Genomic DNA, 16,644 nt, shown 5'->3' with positions numbered 1-16,644 from the left:
GTGAATCCGCTCGAACTGAGCAAGGCCGTCGGAGCCGTAACCGACGAAGATCTCCGCCGTGCAGCCGAAGCAAGCCAGGCAGCCCATCGTCACACCATTCTGGTTCGTGAACTGGCTGCCCACCATCGCTCGCGCCTGCTCAAGCATTTTCTCGCCCTTGGCGAGGAAGATCGCCTGCTCCGCTTCGGCCAATCGGTTGGTGACCACGTGGTCGAGGCGTACGTGGAAAGCATCGACTTCGACCACGACAGTGTGTTTGGTGTCTATGACGCCAATCTTGAACTGGTCGGTGTCGGCCACTTCGCCAACCTGCGCGACAACGCGCAGGGGCGCGTCGCCGAGTTCGGCGTATCGGTCTCCAAGAGCGCACGCGGCCGCGGCATCGGCAGCTCGCTGTTCGAGCGGGCCGCCATGCATGGCCGCAATACCAGCGTGCGCACGCTCTATATGCACTGCCTGTCGCGCAACGCCGCGATGATGCACATCGCCAAGAAGGCCGGCATGAAAGTGCAGTACGCATACGGTGAAGCGGACGCGTACCTGGAACTGCCGCCGGCCGATACCGTGAGCCGCCTGACCGAGGCCATCGACGAGCAGGTTGCCGATCTCGACTACATGGTGCGCCGCAATCTGCGCGACGCCCGCCGCTTCGGCCTGCGCTTCTGGCGCTCGCTGGTGCCGCAGAAAGGCACAGCCTGACGCCGGCAACGGACGGCTGGAAAAGGAAACGGCGCACCCAGGCGGTGCGCCGTTTCCTTTTGTGCTCTTTTGTGCGCGTCGATTTACTGCCGCCGATCACGCTCCGCCGGCCACGGGCAGCGCCGTGGTGTCCTTGATCGATTCGAGCGCGAAGCTCGACCGTACATCGATCACGGACGGGTGCGCGAGCAGTTGCTCCTGCATGAAGCGCGCGAAGTGCTCCATGTCTTCCACATAGACCTTCAGCAGCAAATCCATCTCGCCGGTCATGGCGTGGCAGGCGGCCACCTCCGGCCACGTGTGGATGGCCGCACGGAACAGGTCAAGCGGCGCCTTGCCCTTCGGGGTGCCGCCCTGCTTCTCCAGCCGCACGTTGATATAGGCGAGCAGGCCCAGCCCGATCTTGTTGGGCTCCAGCAGCGCTGCGTATTGGCGAATCACGCCAATCTCCTCGAGCCGACGGATGCGACGCAGACAGGGGCTCGGCGACAGATTCACTCGCTCAGCCACCTCGAGGTTGGTCAGCCTCCCATTGGTCTGCAGGACTTCCAGGATCTTCCGGTCGATCTTGTCCAGCTCCACCTTGCTCACGTTTTGTTGCTCCGCAAAATATTTGTCGGCAATTTTCTTGCGCAAATTTAGCAAGCCGTGCACAAGTACGCAATTTCTTTAATGCAATACTCGCCTTCACGAGCGCAATGCGCCGGAGAAATGCAACAACTTGCAGAGGCAAGGATGGTGCCAGCTTTCGTCAGGCCGCGCATCAAGCATCATTCCTGGCAGATTCATTGCAAAAAAAAAGCGCGACCCGAAGGTCGCGCTCGCCAGCAGGTCTGGCCGCTCAGTTGCCGCTGCTCGAAGGCGCGGCAGGCGCCGGGGCCGCACCGGGGCCGCCCGGACCACGGCGCTCCATGCGCTCCATGCGGTCCTTGTGCATCTTCTGCATGGTGGCTTCCATCTCGGACATCGTCACCTTGCCATCGTGGTTGGTATCGAACTGGTCGAAACGGTCCGCCATGCGCGGGAACGCGGCCTTGAACTCGTCGCGGGTCAGCGCGCCATCATGATTCTTGTCGGCCGCCTTGAACTTGGCCTCGAACTCGGCCTTCATCTCGGCACGGCGTTGCTCCCACATGGCCTTGTGGTAGGCCTCCAGTTCGGCCTTGTCGAGCTTGCCGTCGTGGTTCGTGTCGATCTTGTTGAACAGCGCATCCCACTCTGCCTTCGAGATCGTGCCGTCCTTGTCCGTATCGATCGACTTCAACATCCAGTCGCCACCACGGTGTTCACCGGGACCACCCATGCGGTGCATGGGCATGCCGCCTTGGGGGCCGCCTTGGGGGCCGCCCGACGGGGCAGGCGCGGCGGCCTGCGCAAAGGCGCCGCCGGCGACCAGGAAGACCGCCGAGGCTGCAATGAATTGCTTGAGTGCGTGCGTCTTGTGATTGCGTTGCATGTCTGTGCTCCTTTTCATCACGTTGGGCATGTACAGATTAGAACGCAGACAACCGCGCAGAGTTGGCGCTTTTAATACGATGTTACGGAGGTCACAGAACGGACGAATGCCGTAAACGGACGCAAGATATTCAAACAGTGCGCAATATTCTGAAACCGGGAATTCGGCGCCGCGCCTGGCGTTCCTAGTCTTTCGCGCCGAGATTTTCACCGACCGCGCCCTGCGGCGGCGTCGGCTGGATCGGTTGCGGCGCGTTCTGTCCCGGAACCGCCATGTTCTCGGGCGGCTGGGCCGGTGCGTTTGTTACCGGCGATGGGGCAGGCGGTGCCGGCATCGGCGTCGAGAGCGGTGCGCCAGCGCCAGCCGGCGGCGCAGCGGGAACGTTGCCAGCCCGGCCTGGAATCATCGCGCCCTGAACCGGCAGCTGGATTTCCTGACGCACGCCGTTGCGCTCGATCACGATATTGCGGCTATGAATTTCCGTCAGACGAATCTGAGGAGACAGCGATGCACCGACGCGCACGGCCTTGGGCGGCCCACCGTCGAGCGACAGAATCGCCGCCGCAGGGCCCACGCCATCGAGGTCCGCCACCACGCCGATCAACTGGACATCGCGCACACCCGCCTGCGCGCTGCCGCCGAACAGTGTCGCCACGGCACCCGTTTCAACCGGCTCGGTTTGTGCGATGCGTGCGGATTTTGGTACGGGAATCGTCCGCATCGCGCTGAATGTCAGCACCCAGTGGGTTGCCAGCGCGCACAGTGCAACAAAGAGCACCAGGCTGGCCGCGCGTGGCATCCAGGCGGCGGATGGGTCGAAGCGGAAAGCAGGCCGGAGCAGGGTTGGCACGAGTCGGTACGCCAGGCGTCTGGAAACAAGGATCGCCTAGCGTACCAGAGGCAAGTGACGATTGTCGTCCCTTGCCCGCCGTCCGCCGTCCGCTGTCAGCCTGCTGCGTCGATCAGAGGATGTCGTCGAGCAGGTCCGGGCCGAAGACCTCGCGGTGGATCTGGCCGACCGGCACGCCGGATGCGATCAGTGCGCGACGCTGTTCCTGCATGAAGCCGATGGGGCCGCAGAGGTAGAAGCGTGCGTCGTTGAAAGTCGCGTTGTCCGAGGACTTCAGCAGCGATTCCACCGGCATGGTGCCGGCGTGGTCGAAATCACGTCCCGACGCATCCGTAGCGCTAGGCGCTTCGTAGCTGACGTGGGTACGCAGGTTGGGCATCCGCTCGCGCGCCCAGGCCACATCGCGGCGGTGTGCGTGGTGACGGCCGTGACGGGCGGCATGGGCAAACAGCACCGGGCGGTGCGGATTCTCTTGTGCCAGCGTGCGCAGCACCGACACCATCGGCGTCACGCCGATCCCGGCGGACATCAGCACGATCGGCTGGCGGCTGTCGATCTCGGGAGCGAAGTCGCCCCACGGCGTGCTGACGTGCAGCGTCGTGCCAACTTGAGCGTTATCGTGCAGCCAGTTCGATACCGTGCCGGCCGGCGACGCTTCATTGCCGTCCTCGCGCTTGACCGAGATGCGCCACGTCGGCAGGCCGCGCTCGCCGGAAAGCGAGTACTGGCGAAGCTGCCGGCGGCCGTCCGCAAACATTGCCTCGACGCTGATGTACTGACCCGGCGCGAAGTCGCGCAGCGCCGAACCATCGTCGGCAGCCAGCGTCAGTGCCACCACCTGGTCGCCTTCCTGCTCGCGGCTGACCACGCGCACGCGCACCAGCTGGCCCGGTGCCACGCCGTGGCGCTCATAGAGGCGCGCTTCAGCGGCAATCAGTTCCCCGGCAAGCAGCCAGTACGCTTCATCCCAGGCGGCCAGCAGCGGCGGCGTGGCGGCGTCACCGAGCACGGCGGCAATGGCTTCCAGCAGATACTTGCCCACGATCGGATAGTGAGCCGGCGTCAGGCCAACGGCCACGTGCTTGTGGACGATCCGCTCCACCACGGGCGCCAGTACGTCGGCGCGATCGATGTTGGCTGCATACGCAAACACAGCCGAGGCCAGCGATTGCTGCTGCGAGCCATTGGCCTGGTTGCCCATGTTGAAGATGCTCTTCAGTTCGGGCCGCGCGGCGAACATCTCGCGGTAGAAGTGCGTCGTGATCGCGAGGCCATGCTCGCGCAGCACGGGGACGCTGGCATCGATGTAGGGGCGGGAAGCAGCGGACAACATCTACAAACTCCTTTAATCATGCATTAATAATGCATGTTTTTTCGCACAATAAAGCCGGCGCGGGACATTGGTCGGGGTTGGCCCCGGACCCTTATGCCACGTGCCGGCGCAGGAAATCCAGATGCAGGCTGATAAGCGATTCGGCCGTGCGGCTACCGGACACTTCGGCCAGGGTTACGCCATCCAGTGCCCGATAGAACGCCTCTTCGGCGTCGTCCAGCGCCCGCTTCAATCGGCAGTTGCCTTTCAGCGCGCAGGGCGGGTCGGCACAATCGACGACGGCCTTGTGCCCTTCGAGTTCACGCAGGATGGTGCCGACAGTCAGCTTCTCGGCACCGGGCCCAAGCTGCAGGCCGCCATGGCGCCCGCGCGTGGCCGAAATCCAGCCGAGCTTCGACAATCGCGCGGCCACCTTCACAAGGTGGTTATGCGAGATGTCGAATTGCTGGCCAACCTCGGCAATCGTGATCGGCCGGCTGCCGTCGCCGCGCGATACGTACATCAGCAGGCGCAGGGCGTAGTCGGAGAATCGGGTCAGTTGCATCGTGCGTCGAATCATAGATAACGTGCATCTTCAATGCAAGATTTTTGTTGCAGTTGCAGGCCAGTGCACATGGGAACACATGCGCAGAAAAGGTCACTATTGAGCACGCTAAATAGTCACGCAGCGGCGGTTATACTTTTCAACCATATCCGCCGTGCCGTCTGCCTCGGCGCGGCGCTTTTCCGTCAACACATCCAAGGCACACCACACGATGCGCAGAATCGCCAAGCTAGACCGACTCCCCAGCCAACGCCGCCGCGCGCGCGGCTTCACCCTGATCGAAATCATGGTGGTGATCGTGATCCTGGGTGTGCTGGCTGCTCTGGTGGTGCCCAAGATCATGAGCCGTCCCGACGAAGCGCGTATTGTCGCCGCGCGTCAGGACATCTCGTCGATCATGCAGGCGCTCAAGCTATACCGGCTCGACAACGGCCGCTATCCCACCACCGAACAGGGCCTGACCGCTCTGGTGACCAAGCCGGCCGTCGAACCGGTGCCCAACAACTGGAAGGGCGGCGGCTACCTGGAAAAGCTGCCGAAGGACCCCTGGGGTCACCCGTACCAGTACCTGAACCCCGGCGTGCGCGGTGAAATCGACGTGTTCAGCTTCGGCGCGGACGGTCAGCCCGGCGGCAGCGGCAACGACGCCGATATCGGCAACTGGGAATAATCCCCCTCACTACCCATGCGTCCGGCGACGTTGCGCGGCCCCGCCGCCCTCTTCCACCGTCGCCGGATTGCCGGCTTCACGCTGCTGGAATTGCTGGTGGTCATGGTGATCGCCGGCATCGTCATTTCGCTGGTCGCCGTCAACGCCTCGCCCAATGAACGCGGGCGCGTGCTCGACGATGGCCAGCGCATTGCCCGCCTTTTCGAACTCGCCCAGGAAGATGCCCAGCTCGGGGCCCGGCCACTGGCCTGGGAGGGCGACGCCAACGGCTGGCGCTTCCTGGAATCCACGCCGCAGGGATGGCTGCCGATGCGCACCGACATCTTCGCGCCAGGCAAATGGCGGGTGCCGCTGGACGGCGCCGTGGTGGCCGAAGGCGGCCGCCGCCTGGGTAATGGTCCGGTCCGGCTGGTATTTGGCCGCGAGCTGATCGACGAGCCGCAGCGCCTGGTGCTGACACGCGGCAATATCCGCGTCGATGTGACCGGTGACGGCAGCGGCCGCTACGTGGCCACAGTCCTGCAATGAACGCCCTTCGCCCCCTTTCGGCTCGTCAAGCGGCCCGCCACGGCGGGTTCACGCTGATCGAGGTACTCGTCGCACTGACGATCCTTGCCGTGGCGCTCACCGCCGCGATGCGCGCGATGGGTTCGATGACCGAATCGAGCGCGTCACTCCAGCAGCGCATGCTGGCCGAGTTCAGCGCCGAGAATCACCTGGCCACGCTGCGTCTGTCGAAGACCTGGCCCGATCCCGGATCGCGCGGCTACGACTGTCCGCAGGGCGGCGTGGCGCTGTGGTGCGAGGAATCCGTCTCCGGCACGCCAAACCCTTCGTTCCGCCGCGTCGAGATCGCGGTTTATCCGTCGGCCGCCAACAAGTCCGTGCGGCTGGCCTGGCTTGTCACGCTGGTGCCCAATGAAACGCGCAACGTGCTCTGACCTTGGCCGCGGCTTCACGCTGCTCGAAATGCTGGTGGCGATCACGCTGCTGGCGGTGATGGCCGTGATCGGCTGGCGTGCGCTCGAATCGATGACACGCAGCCGCGAGCGGCTGGTCGATCATGACGCGCGGCTTGATGCGCTCAAGGTCCTCTACGGCCAGTTCCAGTCCGACTGCGAGCATCTGACCCAGCCGGCATTGCTTCAGGCGAGCCCGGTGGAACTTGCGCCGAACCAGATCCTGATGGTCCGCGATCGCCGCGATTCCGGCATGCCGCCCGCCTGGCAGGTGGTGACTTACCGTGTCGACGGCAACACTGTCGTACGCGCGGCCAGCCGTCAGGCGAACTCGCGCAATGAAGTGCAGAACGCGATCCAGGCGCTGCGGCAGGCGGGCGGCACGGGCATCCAAACACGCCCGCTGCTGGCTGACGCCGGACGGCTGTCCGCACGTGTCTGGGTGGAGCCGGCTGGCTGGCTGACAGACAACGGGCGCGTGAGTGCCGCCATCCAGCAGGGCAGCGCGGCGGCGGCCGTCGGCGCTGCCAGCGATGCGCAGGCAGCACTTGGCAACGTATCGAACAACGCCGCCATCCGGGCGATTGAGCTGACGGTGTTCGCGCGCATGGGCGATGGCGACACCCCGCGCCAGTTCCAGAAAATCTGCATGACGGGACTTTGATGATGCGCCGCCGCCCCACCCTGCTTTCCCCGACGTCGCGCCAGCGTGGCGCCGCGGTCGTCACGGCACTGCTGATCGTGACGTTGGCCGTAGTGGTGGTATCCGGCCTGCTCTGGCGCCAGCAGGTGCAGATCCGTTCGATCGAGAACCAGCGCCTGATGGCGCAGGCGCAGTGGATCGACCGCGCGGCGGTGGACTGGGCCCGCCTGATCCTGCGCGACGACCAGCGCCGCTCGAATATCGACTATCTCGGCGAGCCGTGGGCAGTTCCGGTGGCAGAAACGCGCCTGTCGGATTTCCTTGGCGCGGGGCTGCGCACGGACCAGAGCGGCGAGACATCGTTCGTGTCCGGCCGCATCCTGGACGCCCAGGCGCGCTTCAACCTGACCAACCTCTATCAATGGACGACCGATAGCACGGGGCGCACGCTCGGCCTCGACCCTGCGTCGGTGACGGCGTTTGGTCGCCTGCTTCAAACGCTCGGCATGAACGCGGCGCTGGCCGAACCCACGGCGCAGTATTTCCTGCGCGCGGCCAAGGGGGTGTCTGGCGATGGCCAGCCCGTGCCGCGCCCACCCGACAGCGTGCAGGATCTGCTCGCCATCCCCGGCTATACGCCCGAAATGATCGATACGCTCGACCGGTTCGTGACCGTGCTGCCCGAGCGTACCGCCGTCAACGCCAACACCGCGGAGGCCGAGGTGCTGGCGGCAGTAATCGACGGCCTGCCTCTCGACCGCGCGCGCGAACTGGTGCGCCAGCGCGACCGCTCCTACTTCAACAATACCGCCGACATCACGAAGCAGTTGCAGGCGATTGCGCCGCAAGCCACCGCCGGCGCCAATGTGCTCGACGTCCGCACGCGGTACTTCCTGATCTATGGGCTGGTGCGGCACGACCGCGCGCGGCGGCTAAAGGTATCGCTGGTCTACCGCGCCGACGTCCAGGGCAGCGGCAACACCACACGCATCATCTGGGTACGCGACGCGGACGCGATGCCCGCTGCAACCTGAACAAGCCCCATCCAGCCACGGATCGGAAGCCGCTTTTGTCCAGGCTCACGAACGCTTTTCGGCCGCCTGCAAGTTGGGATGGCACGCTATTGACGTTAGTTAGTCACACAGGCAAGGTATGCTGCTGCGCCGAACCCGGTCGGCTGTCAGCCGCCCGGCCAGCCGCCGCCGGGATGCCCTCAGCAAGATCTTGCATTGCCCGGGCGCTCCCGCCGGGCATCCTCGGCACGAAAGCTCCACTGATTACAGGGAAAATTTGAGCACCACCCTCTACGTCCGCCTGCCGCACCGGCCGCACGACCAGCCGCAACCGTGGCAGTTCGGCGCCATGCCTTTTGCGCTGGCACGCACGCCCGTAGGGGACAGGAGCCGTCGCCCGGCGTCCGGTCGCGCGCCCGAACTGTTGCGCGAAGGCCACGCCCTGCCTGCGGAAATGCCGGCGGCGGACCGCCTGGTGCTGATCGTCGCAGCCAGCGATGTGCTGCTGACGGCCGCCGTGGTGCCGCCGCTGCCCCCGGCCCGGCTGCGGCTTGCGCTGCCCAATCTCGTCGAGGACATGCTCGCCACCGACGCCGCGCCCTGCCACATCGCACTGGGCCCGGCACTCGATGGCGCTGCGCCATCGCGCGGGGCGCGCCGCCGCCTGCTGATGGTGACGGACCGCGCGTGGCTGCGCGCCGCGCTCGACCAGTTCGCCGAACACAAGCATCGCCGCCGGCACGTGGTGGCGGCCCAGCTTTGCCTGCCGCTGGTGCCGGCGATGGCCGGCGCACCCGAACCCGCAACCGAGCCCGCATTCGAGCCCGCATTCGATCCACTTCGCGAACCCGTGCTGGCCGTGGCGCCCGGACCTGAACCGGTGGCACGCACATCGGCCGCACCCGCGGCTGCGCAGCCCGCCGCGCCGGAGGTGCCAACGGCCGCCGGCGAACCGGAGCACCCCGCCACGCTGGTTGTGGAAGCGGCCACCTCTGCGCTGGCGCAGTCGGGCCTGCTGCTCGACACCGCAGCACCCGCGCCCGGCAATATCTCCCGTCTCTGGCAGTTGACCGTACGCACGGGACCTTACGAAGGCTTTGGCCTGCTGCTCAACAACAACGCGCTGGCCGCATGGCAGGCACTGGCCCCGGCGGGCCAATGGCACGGCGACAGCGCAGCACTGGCTGACGCACCCGTGCCGGCACTGCGCACGCAGCGTGCGCCAGCGCGCGCTACAGGCGTGTCCGAGACGTGGCGCATCTGGCTGGCTGGCGCCGACGAATGCCTGCAGCAGCCCCAGCTCGATCTGGCCCAGTTCGAATTCGCCCAGGGCCGCATGGATCGCTGGAACCTGCGTGCATGGCGTATGCCAGCCGCGCTGGCCATTACGCTGGTGCTCGTGCAGATCGTCGGCATGAACGTGCAGTGGATGATGTTGCGCAACGAAGCCAGGCGCCTGGAAACCGCTCAGGTGGACCTGCTGCACGCGGTATTTCCGAATGTGCCGCCCGTGGCGGAACCGGCGCTGCTGATGCGCCGACAGGTGGAGCAGTTGCGCACCGCCAGCGGCCGCAGCACGCCGAGCGATTTCCTGCCGCTTGCCGATGGCTTTGCGCGTGCCGCGCATGACCTGGCGCCCGACGCGCTGCTGCAGCTCGACTACCGCGCCGGCACGCTCTATGTCGCGCTCAAGCCCGGCACCAACACCGCCGCACTGCAGAACGCCGTGCGCCAGATCGGTCTGCAGATGGAAGAGGACAGGAATCCGCCGGACGCCGCCGTGCGGGCGGGCGGCGGGCCCACGCCACCCGGTTCGCGCTGGACCGTGAAGGCGGAAGGCAAGGTTGCGTCATGAAGCACGGCAATCAAACCGCCCTGACCGCGCGGCTCGCACGTCTCAAGCCGCGCATTCCGGAACGCTGGCGCGAACAGTTCGGCGCGTTCTGGAACGCGCGCAATCCGCGCGAGCAGGCCATCCTCGGCGGCGGCGCCGTGGTGCTTGTACTTGTTTTTGGCTACCTGCTGCTGTGGGAGCCCGCATCGATCGAACGTACGCGCCTTGCGCGCAACCTGCCGGCGCTGCGTGCCGATCTGGCGGAGATGGAAACGCTGGCGCAGGAAGCGCGCGGCCTGTCGGCCAATCGCGGGCCGTCGTTGCGCGGCGATGCGCTGACGCAGGCGCTGCAGGACAGCCTGGGGCAGCACGGCCTGAAGGCCACGCGCCTGATGGCGACAGCCGACAACGCCGTCCAGCTTCAACTGGACAAGGCGCCGTTCGGGTCCGTGGCCGGATGGCTGCAGGATGTGCGGCTGCAGCAGCGGCTCAAGGTCACCGATGCACGCATCAGCTACGTGGGTGCCACGGCGCTGGTCAACGTGACCGCGACGTTGCAGGGCCCCGACGCTGGCGGCCACTGATGGCGCGGCTTGAAGCCCTGCGCCTGCCGCGCCGGCAAGTCCGCGCGCCACGCGGCTGGCAGCGCTTGCGCTGGGCCGTGCTCGGTGCGGTCACGATCGGCGTGACCGTGGTTGCGTCGATGCCGGCCGTGTGGCTCGCGGATCGCGTCGCCAGCGAAACGCAACGCCGCGTGCTGCTGGCCGATGCGGCTGGCACGATCTGGCACGGCAGCGCCACGGTAGCGCTATCGGCCGGCGCGGACAGCCAGACCGCCACGGTACTGCCGGGCCGCCTGGCGTGGGACGTGGCGTTCTGGCCGCTGCTGACCGGCACGCTGCGCGTGGCGCTGACGCAGACCGAGGCGATGACCGCGCCGGTTGCCGTGGCGGTCACGCCATCGGGATGGAGCGTGCAGCCGGGCAGCATCCGACTGCCTGCGTCGCTGCTGGAGGGCATTGGCGCGCCGTTCAATACGCTGCGCCCGGACGGCACGATGCGTATCGAATGGTCGGCGCTGCAGGGCCGGTTCGCCGGCAACCAGAAGTACGGGCACCTGTCGATGCAACTCGACCAGATGTCCGCGGCAGTCAGCCGGCTGCGCCCGCTGGGCAGCTATCGCGCCGAGGTCGATCTGACCGGCGCGGACGGCAGGCTGCAGTTGAAGACCACGGCCGGGCCGCTGTACCTGGAGGGCAGCGGCACACTCGGCCAGCAGGCACGCTTCGATGGCACGGCACGTACCGACCCCGAAGTGGCCACCCAGCTGGCAGGCCTGATGAGCCTGCTGGGACGACATGAGGACAACGTGACCAGGCTGCGCTTCTGAGGCCCCCGCCACCGGCAGCCCGCTTTGAATCGATGATGAAAACCCGAGCCAACCAACCCGTCTTCCGTACCGCCTGCGCCCGCGCCGTTGTGCTGCTGTGCAGCCTGTCGCTGCTGGCGCCTGCACCACTCTGGGCCCAGGCCCAGCAGCCACCGCAACCGAACGACGTGAGTCCGCGCAATCGCGACCAGGTGGTGCTGAACTTCGTCAATGCCGATCTCGATTCGGTGGTGAAGGCGGTGGGCCAGGCCACTGGCAAGAACTTCGTGATCGACCCGCGCGTGAAGGGCACTGTGAACCTGGTCACGGAGCAGCCAGTCTCGCGCGCGCAGGCGCTGGAGACGCTCGGTTCCGTACTGCGCATGCAGGGCTACGCGATGGTGGAATCCAACGGCTTCACCAAGGTCGTGCCGGAAGCCGACGCCAAGCTGCAGGGTTCGCCCACGGTGATCGGCCCCGGCGGCAGCCGTGGTGACCAGGTGGTGACGCAGGTATTCCGCCTGAACTACGAATCGGCCAACAACCTGGTGCCAGTGCTGCGGCCGATGATCGCGCCGAACAACACGATCACCGCGTACCCGGCCAACAACACGCTGGTCATCACCGACTACGCGGACAACCTGCGCCGGCTGGCCCGCATCATCGCCGCCGTGGACGCGCCGGCATCGGGCGAAGTGGAACTCATACCGCTCAAGAACGCCGTGGCCAGCGATGCGGCAGTGGTCCTGCAGAAGCTGCTTGATCCGTCCGCCGCTGGCGGCGCCGGCGGCGGTGCAACCGACGCCAGCCTGCGCACCACCGTGGTGGCGGAGCCGCGCAGCAACTCGCTGATGATCCGCGCCTCCAGCCGCGCACGCGTGCAGCAGGCACGCCAGCTGATCGAGAAGATCGACCAGCCGTTCGCACGGCCCGGCAACATCTGGGTGGTGCCGCTCAAGAACGCCGATGCCGTGAAGCTTGCAGCGACGCTGCGCGCCATCGTCGCGGCCGACGGCAGCTTCTCCAGTTCGGCGCAGCCCGGTGGCGGCGCGGCCGGCATGGGCGGCGCGATGCAAACCACCTCGGCTCCGCAGACCGGCCAGTACACCGGCGGCGGCACCAGTACCGCCAACCGCACAGGCAGCAGCAGTTTCGGCGGTGGCGGCAGCAACGCTTTCTCGTCGTCGTTCGCCGTCAACCAGCAGCCGACCACGGGCGGCATCATCCAGGCCGACCCCTCGACGAACTCGCTGATCATTACCGCCAGCGAGCCGGTCTACCGCAACCTGCGCGGCGTGATCGACGACCTCGACGCGCGACGCGCGCAGGTCTACATCGAGTCGATGATCGTGGAAGTCAGCGGTACGCTGGACAGCCAGCTTGGCATCCAGTGGCAGGGGCTGATCAATTCTGGCGGCAACACCCAGGGATTCGCCGGGACCAACTTCGGCACGGGCGGCCAGAACATCATTAACCTGACCGCGGCCGCGGCGCTGTACAACCAGAACAAGACGGCCGGCCTGGCCGCCATCACCAACCTGGTGCCCGATGTCGCCGGGCTGAACATCGGCGTGGTCAACAAGGCGCTTGGCCTGGGTGCACTGCTGCACGCGCTGGGCCAGAACACGAGTGTGAACCTGCTGTCGACGCCGAACCTGATCACGCTTGAGAACGAAGAGGCCAAGATCCTTATCGGCCAGAACATTCCGATCACAACGGGTTCGTACGCACAGACCGGCAGCACCGCCACGGTGACGCCGTTCCAGACCTTCGACCGCAAGGACGTTGGCATCACGCTGCGCGTGCGCCCGACGATCTCCGAGGGCGGGCTGGTCAAGATGCAGATCTACCAGGAGTCCTCGACAGTGGTGCCCGGCACGCTCACGCTGCCGCAGGGCCCCACGACCAACGTGCGTTCGATCGAGACCAACGTGCTGGTGGACGATGGCCAGATCATCGTGCTCGGCGGCCTGATCGAAGACAACTACGGCGACAACGTGCAGAAGGTGCCGCTGCTTGGCGACATCCCTTACATCGGCTCACTGTTCCGCTACGAGAACAAGAACCGCTCGAAGACCAACCTGCTGGTGTTCCTGCGCCCTTACGTGATGCGTACGGCCAGTGCCACCGATCGCCTGACGCAGGACCGCTACGACTACATCCGCGGCCAGCAGCAGGGCTTCGTGTCGCCGAACATCGTGGTGCGTGATCAGAACACGCCGGTGCTGCCGCCGGCCGATGCGCCGACCACACCGTTTGTCGATCCGCGCTATAACGGTCCAGTACCCGGCCCGCTGCCGCTCGAGCCGGGACAGCCGTCAGCGCCTTCGTCGCAGTCCGTGCCGCAGTCCGCACCCAAGGCGCCGCCGCGTCCGCTGTCGCAAGGCTTCCAGGGCACGCAAGGCTAAAGCATCATCATGGCAACCGACACGCCAGTGACAATTTCCGCCGGAACGGAACCGCCACATGAGGCTGCGCTTGAGTCGTCACTCGAGACGCCCTCGCCGATGGCGGCGCGGCTGGTCTCGTACTCGTTCTCGCGCGAGGCGCCGCTGCTGATCGCGCATCAGCGCCCGGATGGCCTGGAGGTCTGGGTCAGCCGCAAGACTTCGCCGGCCGCGCTGGCGGAAGTGGCGCGCGTGCACGGTGCGTTGCATCTGCGCGTGCTGGAACAGGCCGCACTCGAAGCGGCAATGTCCGACGCCTACAACCGCCAGGATGGCTCCGCCGCACAGGTGGTGGGCGAGGTCGAGGGCGAAGTCGACCTGTCGCGCCTGATGCAGGACATTCCGGCCGTGGAAGACCTGCTGGAATCGGAGGACGACGCGCCGATCATCCGCATGATCAACGCGCTGCTGACGCAGGCCGCGCGCGAGCAGGCGTCGGACATCCACATCGAACCGTTCGAGTCGGCCTCGGTCGTGCGTTTCCGCGTCGATGGCACGCTGCGCGACGTGGTGCGCCCGAAGAAGGCGCTGCATGGCGCACTGATCTCGCGGATCAAGATCATGGCGCAGCTCGATATCGCCGAGAAACGATTGCCGCAGGACGGCCGCATCACGCTGCGCGTGGGCGGCCGCCCCGTTGACGTGCGCGTCTCGACGCTGCCCACCGGCCACGGCGAGCGCGCGGTGCTGCGTCTGCTGGACAAGGAAGCGGGCCGGCTCGACCTGGCCAAGCTCGGCATGTCGCCAACAACACTGGCCGGCTTTGACGACCTGATCCGCCAGCCGCACGGCATCGTGCTGGTGACCGGGCCGACTGGCTCCGGCAAGACCACCACGCTATACGCGGCGCTGTCGCGGCTGGACGCGCGCACGACGAACATCATGACCGTCGAGGACCCGATCGAATACGACCTCGACGGCATCGGTCAGACCCAGGTCAATCCGCGCATCGACATGACGTTCGGCAAGGCCCTGCGCGCGATCCTGCGGCAGGACCCGGACGTGGTCATGATCGGCGAAATCCGCGATCTGGAGACCGCGCAGATCGCGGTACAGGCATCGCTGACCGGCCACCTGGTGCTGGCTACCCTGCACACGAACGATTCGGCCTCGGCGGTGACGCGACTCGTCGACATGGGGATCGAGCCGTTCCTGCTGTCGTCGTCGCTGATCGGCGTGCTGGCGCAGCGGCTGGTACGCCGCCTTTGCCCGCAATGCAAGCGTGAGGAAGTGATCGAAGTCAGACCCGGTGAAGCCGAAACACTGCGAGCCGAGGGCAAGCCGCTGCAGCGCGTTTGGCACGCGGTGGGCTGCGAAAAATGCGGCCAGTCCGGCTATCAGGGCCGCATGGGTGTGTATGAACTGCTGACCGTCGATGCCGAAATCCAGACGATGATCCACCGGCAGCAGCCCGAATCCGAGATCAAGCAGGTGGCGCTGGCCAAGGGCATGCACACGATGCGCGGCGATGCGCAGCGCTGGATCGACAGCGGCGCCACGTCGCTCGAAGAGGTGCTGCGCGTGACGCGCGACTAAGCGGGATCAAGGAGCCGCATGCCAGCCTATCGCTACGAAGCCGCTGACGCCGCCGGTCGCGCCGATCGCGGCGTTATCGAGGCCGACAGCCCGAAGCAGGCGCGCTCGCAGTTGCGCGCACGCGGGCTCACGCCGATCACCGTCGATCCGCTCGCTGGCGCCGGGCTGGCAAAACGCAGCGGCGGCAGCGCATTCGTGCGGCGCCTGTCCACGCAGGAGCAGGCGCTGTTCACGCGCCAGCTTGCCAGCCTGATCGTCTCCGGCCTGCCGCTCGACGAGGCACTTGGCGCGCTGGCCGACCAGGCCGAGCGCCAGTATGTGCACGAGTTGCTCGCGGGTATCCGCGCCGAGGTGATGGGTGGCAGTTCGCTGTCCGTCGCGCTGGCCCAGAACCCGAAGGACTTCCCCGATATCTACCGGGCACTGGTCTCGGCCGGCGAACACTCGGGCCATCTGGGCATGGTGCTTGAGCGCCTGGCCACGTACATCGAGACACGCAACACGCTGACATCGAAGATCCGGCTTGCGTTCACGTACCCGGCCATCGTTACCGTCGTGGCGTTTGCGATCGTGATCTTCCTGCTGTCGTACGTGGTGCCGCAGGTGGTCAGCGTGTTTGCCAACACCAAGCAGAAGCTGCCCACGCTGACCATTGTCATGCTGTGGCTGTCGGATTTCGTGCGCAACTGGTGGTGGGCGGCGCTGGGGGTTATCGCTGTTGTTGTCGCAATCATTCGCCGCCTGCTGAAGCAGCCGGACATCCGGCTGGCGTGGCATCGGTGGCTGCTGACCGCGCCGCTCGTCGGCAAGCTGATTCGCGGATACAACACCGCGCGCTTTGCCAGTACGCTGGCGATCCTGGTTTCGGCCGGCGTGCCGATCCTGCGCAGCCTGCAGGCCGCCGGGGAAACGCTGACCAATCAGGCACTCAAGGCCAACGTCGAGGATGCCACCACGCGCGTGCGTGAAGGGGCATCGCTGGCGCGCGCGCTGGCCGCGCAAAACCAGTTCCCGCCCGTGCTGGTTCATCTGATCCGCTCGGGCGAAGCCACCGGCAACCTGCCCGTGATGCTCGATCGTGCGGCCACCGGCGAAGGCCAGGAACTGGAGCGCCGCACGCTGTTCCTGACCAGCCTGCTGGAGCCGCTGCTGATCCTGACGATGGGTGTAGTGGTACTGATGATCGTGCTGGCCGTGCTGATGCCGATCATCGAGATTAATCAGCTGGTCAGGTAGCGCAGCGGCGGTTTAAACGCCTGCCCTCTCCCCCGACCCCTCTCCCGCATGCGGG

The 16,644-nt window shown here is 66.4% G+C and carries 17 protein-coding genes; 12 read left to right on the top strand and 5 right to left on the bottom strand.

Annotated features, from left to right (window positions below; genetic code table 11):
* Window positions 1-699 carry a GNAT family N-acetyltransferase gene (locus B552_RS0124285; RefSeq protein ID WP_019451659.1) on the top strand — a complete coding sequence of 233 codons (699 nt, stop codon included), beginning with the start codon at window positions 1-3 and terminating at the stop codon, window positions 697-699.
* Window positions 700-795: 96 nt separating this feature from the next.
* Here the strand turns inward: B552_RS0124285 and B552_RS0124280 are convergent, their stop codons facing one another.
* From B552_RS0124280 to B552_RS0124260, 5 genes are all read right to left on the bottom strand, one after another.
* On the bottom strand, window positions 796-1,290 hold the full coding sequence (locus B552_RS0124280) for an Lrp/AsnC family transcriptional regulator (protein ID WP_026036010.1): 495 nt from the start codon (window positions 1,288-1,290) through the stop codon (window positions 796-798).
* Between the two features lie 250 nt (window positions 1,291-1,540).
* Entirely contained in the window at window positions 1,541-2,155 is a 615-nt protein-coding gene (locus B552_RS0124275) for an EF-hand domain-containing protein (protein ID WP_019451657.1), read from the bottom strand.
* A gap of 184 nt (window positions 2,156-2,339) precedes the next feature.
* Window positions 2,340-3,005: a general secretion pathway protein gene (locus B552_RS27850; protein WP_237718355.1), complete on the bottom strand. Its 666-nt coding sequence runs from the start codon at window positions 3,003-3,005 to the stop codon at window positions 2,340-2,342.
* 112 nt (window positions 3,006-3,117) lie between these two features.
* The gene (gene hmpA / locus B552_RS0124265; protein WP_019451655.1) at window positions 3,118-4,338 is read right to left on the bottom strand and encodes an NO-inducible flavohemoprotein; all 1,221 of its coding nucleotides are present in this window, start codon (window positions 4,336-4,338) and stop codon (window positions 3,118-3,120) included.
* 91 nt (window positions 4,339-4,429) lie between these two features.
* Window positions 4,430-4,882, bottom strand: a complete 453-nt coding sequence (locus tag B552_RS0124260; protein ID WP_026036009.1) for an Rrf2 family transcriptional regulator — start codon at window positions 4,880-4,882, stop codon at window positions 4,430-4,432.
* 211 nt (window positions 4,883-5,093) lie between these two features.
* On the opposite strand from B552_RS0124260, the gene gspG reads away from it, so the two are divergent.
* From gspG to gspF, 11 genes are all read left to right on the top strand, one after another.
* Window positions 5,094-5,552, top strand: coding sequence for a type II secretion system major pseudopilin GspG (gene gspG, locus B552_RS0124255; protein WP_019451653.1), 459 nt, complete (start codon window positions 5,094-5,096; stop codon window positions 5,550-5,552).
* Between the two features lie 15 nt (window positions 5,553-5,567).
* Window positions 5,568-6,080 carry a GspH/FimT family pseudopilin gene (locus tag B552_RS0124250; RefSeq protein ID WP_019451652.1) on the top strand — a complete coding sequence of 171 codons (513 nt, stop codon included), beginning with the start codon at window positions 5,568-5,570 and terminating at the stop codon, window positions 6,078-6,080.
* The gene (gene gspI / locus B552_RS0124245) at window positions 6,077-6,493 is read left to right on the top strand and encodes a type II secretion system minor pseudopilin GspI (RefSeq protein WP_019451651.1); all 417 of its coding nucleotides are present in this window, start codon (window positions 6,077-6,079) and stop codon (window positions 6,491-6,493) included. Before B552_RS0124250 ends, gspI begins: the two co-directional genes overlap by 4 nt.
* Window positions 6,471-7,175 carry a prepilin-type N-terminal cleavage/methylation domain-containing protein gene (locus B552_RS0124240; RefSeq protein ID WP_019451650.1) on the top strand — a complete coding sequence of 235 codons (705 nt, stop codon included), beginning with the start codon at window positions 6,471-6,473 and terminating at the stop codon, window positions 7,173-7,175. The genes gspI and B552_RS0124240 overlap by 23 nt, the downstream gene beginning before the upstream one ends.
* A 2-nt stretch (window positions 7,176-7,177) precedes the next feature.
* Window positions 7,178-8,188, top strand: coding sequence for a type II secretion system minor pseudopilin GspK (gene gspK / locus B552_RS0124235; protein WP_026036008.1), 1,011 nt, complete (start codon window positions 7,178-7,180; stop codon window positions 8,186-8,188).
* Between the two features lie 256 nt (window positions 8,189-8,444).
* The gene (gene gspL / locus B552_RS0124230) at window positions 8,445-10,022 is read left to right on the top strand and encodes a type II secretion system protein GspL (RefSeq protein WP_019451648.1); all 1,578 of its coding nucleotides are present in this window, start codon (window positions 8,445-8,447) and stop codon (window positions 10,020-10,022) included.
* Complete coding sequence (locus tag B552_RS0124225) at window positions 10,019-10,585, top strand: type II secretion system protein M (RefSeq protein WP_019451647.1); 567 nt, start codon at window positions 10,019-10,021, stop codon at window positions 10,583-10,585. Before gspL ends, B552_RS0124225 begins: the two co-directional genes overlap by 4 nt.
* Window positions 10,585-11,391: a type II secretion system protein N gene (locus tag B552_RS0124220; RefSeq protein ID WP_019451646.1), complete on the top strand. Its 807-nt coding sequence runs from the start codon at window positions 10,585-10,587 to the stop codon at window positions 11,389-11,391. The genes B552_RS0124225 and B552_RS0124220 overlap by 1 nt, the downstream gene beginning before the upstream one ends.
* A gap of 35 nt (window positions 11,392-11,426) precedes the next feature.
* Window positions 11,427-13,778 carry a type II secretion system secretin GspD gene (gene gspD / locus B552_RS0124215; RefSeq protein WP_019451645.1) on the top strand — a complete coding sequence of 784 codons (2,352 nt, stop codon included), beginning with the start codon at window positions 11,427-11,429 and terminating at the stop codon, window positions 13,776-13,778.
* Window positions 13,779-13,877: 99 nt separating this feature from the next.
* Window positions 13,878-15,353, top strand: coding sequence for a type II secretion system ATPase GspE (gene gspE / locus B552_RS0124210; RefSeq protein WP_019451644.1), 1,476 nt, complete (start codon window positions 13,878-13,880; stop codon window positions 15,351-15,353).
* Window positions 15,354-15,371: 18 nt separating this feature from the next.
* Window positions 15,372-16,589 carry a type II secretion system inner membrane protein GspF gene (gene gspF, locus B552_RS0124205; RefSeq protein ID WP_019451643.1) on the top strand — a complete coding sequence of 406 codons (1,218 nt, stop codon included), beginning with the start codon at window positions 15,372-15,374 and terminating at the stop codon, window positions 16,587-16,589.
* Window positions 16,590-16,644: the final 55 nt, after the last annotated feature.

Source organism: Cupriavidus sp. BIS7 (genome assembly GCF_000292345.1).
Classification (GTDB): domain Bacteria; phylum Pseudomonadota; class Gammaproteobacteria; order Burkholderiales; family Burkholderiaceae; genus Cupriavidus.
This window is presented reverse-complemented; position numbering and strand designations above follow the sequence as displayed.

Bases quoted from the DNA above. Each gene is read 5' to 3' on its own strand.
- B552_RS0124275 (WP_019451657.1), bottom strand. From the start codon at position 2,155: ATGCAACGCAATCACAAGACGCACGCACTCAAGCAATTCATTGCAGCC.
- hmpA (WP_019451655.1), bottom strand. From the start codon at position 4,338: ATGTTGTCCGCTGCTTCCCGCCCCTACATCGATGCCAGCGTCCCCGTG.
- B552_RS0124260 (WP_026036009.1), bottom strand. From the start codon at position 4,882: ATGCAACTGACCCGATTCTCCGACTACGCCCTGCGCCTGCTGATGTAC.
- gspG (WP_019451653.1), top strand. From the start codon at position 5,094: ATGCGCAGAATCGCCAAGCTAGACCGACTCCCCAGCCAACGCCGCCGC.
- B552_RS0124250 (WP_019451652.1), top strand. From the start codon at position 5,568: ATGCGTCCGGCGACGTTGCGCGGCCCCGCCGCCCTCTTCCACCGTCGC.
- gspI (WP_019451651.1), top strand. From the start codon at position 6,077: ATGAACGCCCTTCGCCCCCTTTCGGCTCGTCAAGCGGCCCGCCACGGC.
- B552_RS0124240 (WP_019451650.1), top strand. From the start codon at position 6,471: ATGAAACGCGCAACGTGCTCTGACCTTGGCCGCGGCTTCACGCTGCTC.
- gspK (WP_026036008.1), top strand. From the start codon at position 7,178: ATGCGCCGCCGCCCCACCCTGCTTTCCCCGACGTCGCGCCAGCGTGGC.
- B552_RS0124225 (WP_019451647.1), top strand. From the start codon at position 10,019: ATGAAGCACGGCAATCAAACCGCCCTGACCGCGCGGCTCGCACGTCTC.
- B552_RS0124220 (WP_019451646.1), top strand. From the start codon at position 10,585: ATGGCGCGGCTTGAAGCCCTGCGCCTGCCGCGCCGGCAAGTCCGCGCG.
- gspD (WP_019451645.1), top strand. From the start codon at position 11,427: ATGAAAACCCGAGCCAACCAACCCGTCTTCCGTACCGCCTGCGCCCGC.
- gspE (WP_019451644.1), top strand. From the start codon at position 13,878: ATGGCGGCGCGGCTGGTCTCGTACTCGTTCTCGCGCGAGGCGCCGCTG.
- gspF (WP_019451643.1), top strand. From the start codon at position 15,372: ATGCCAGCCTATCGCTACGAAGCCGCTGACGCCGCCGGTCGCGCCGAT.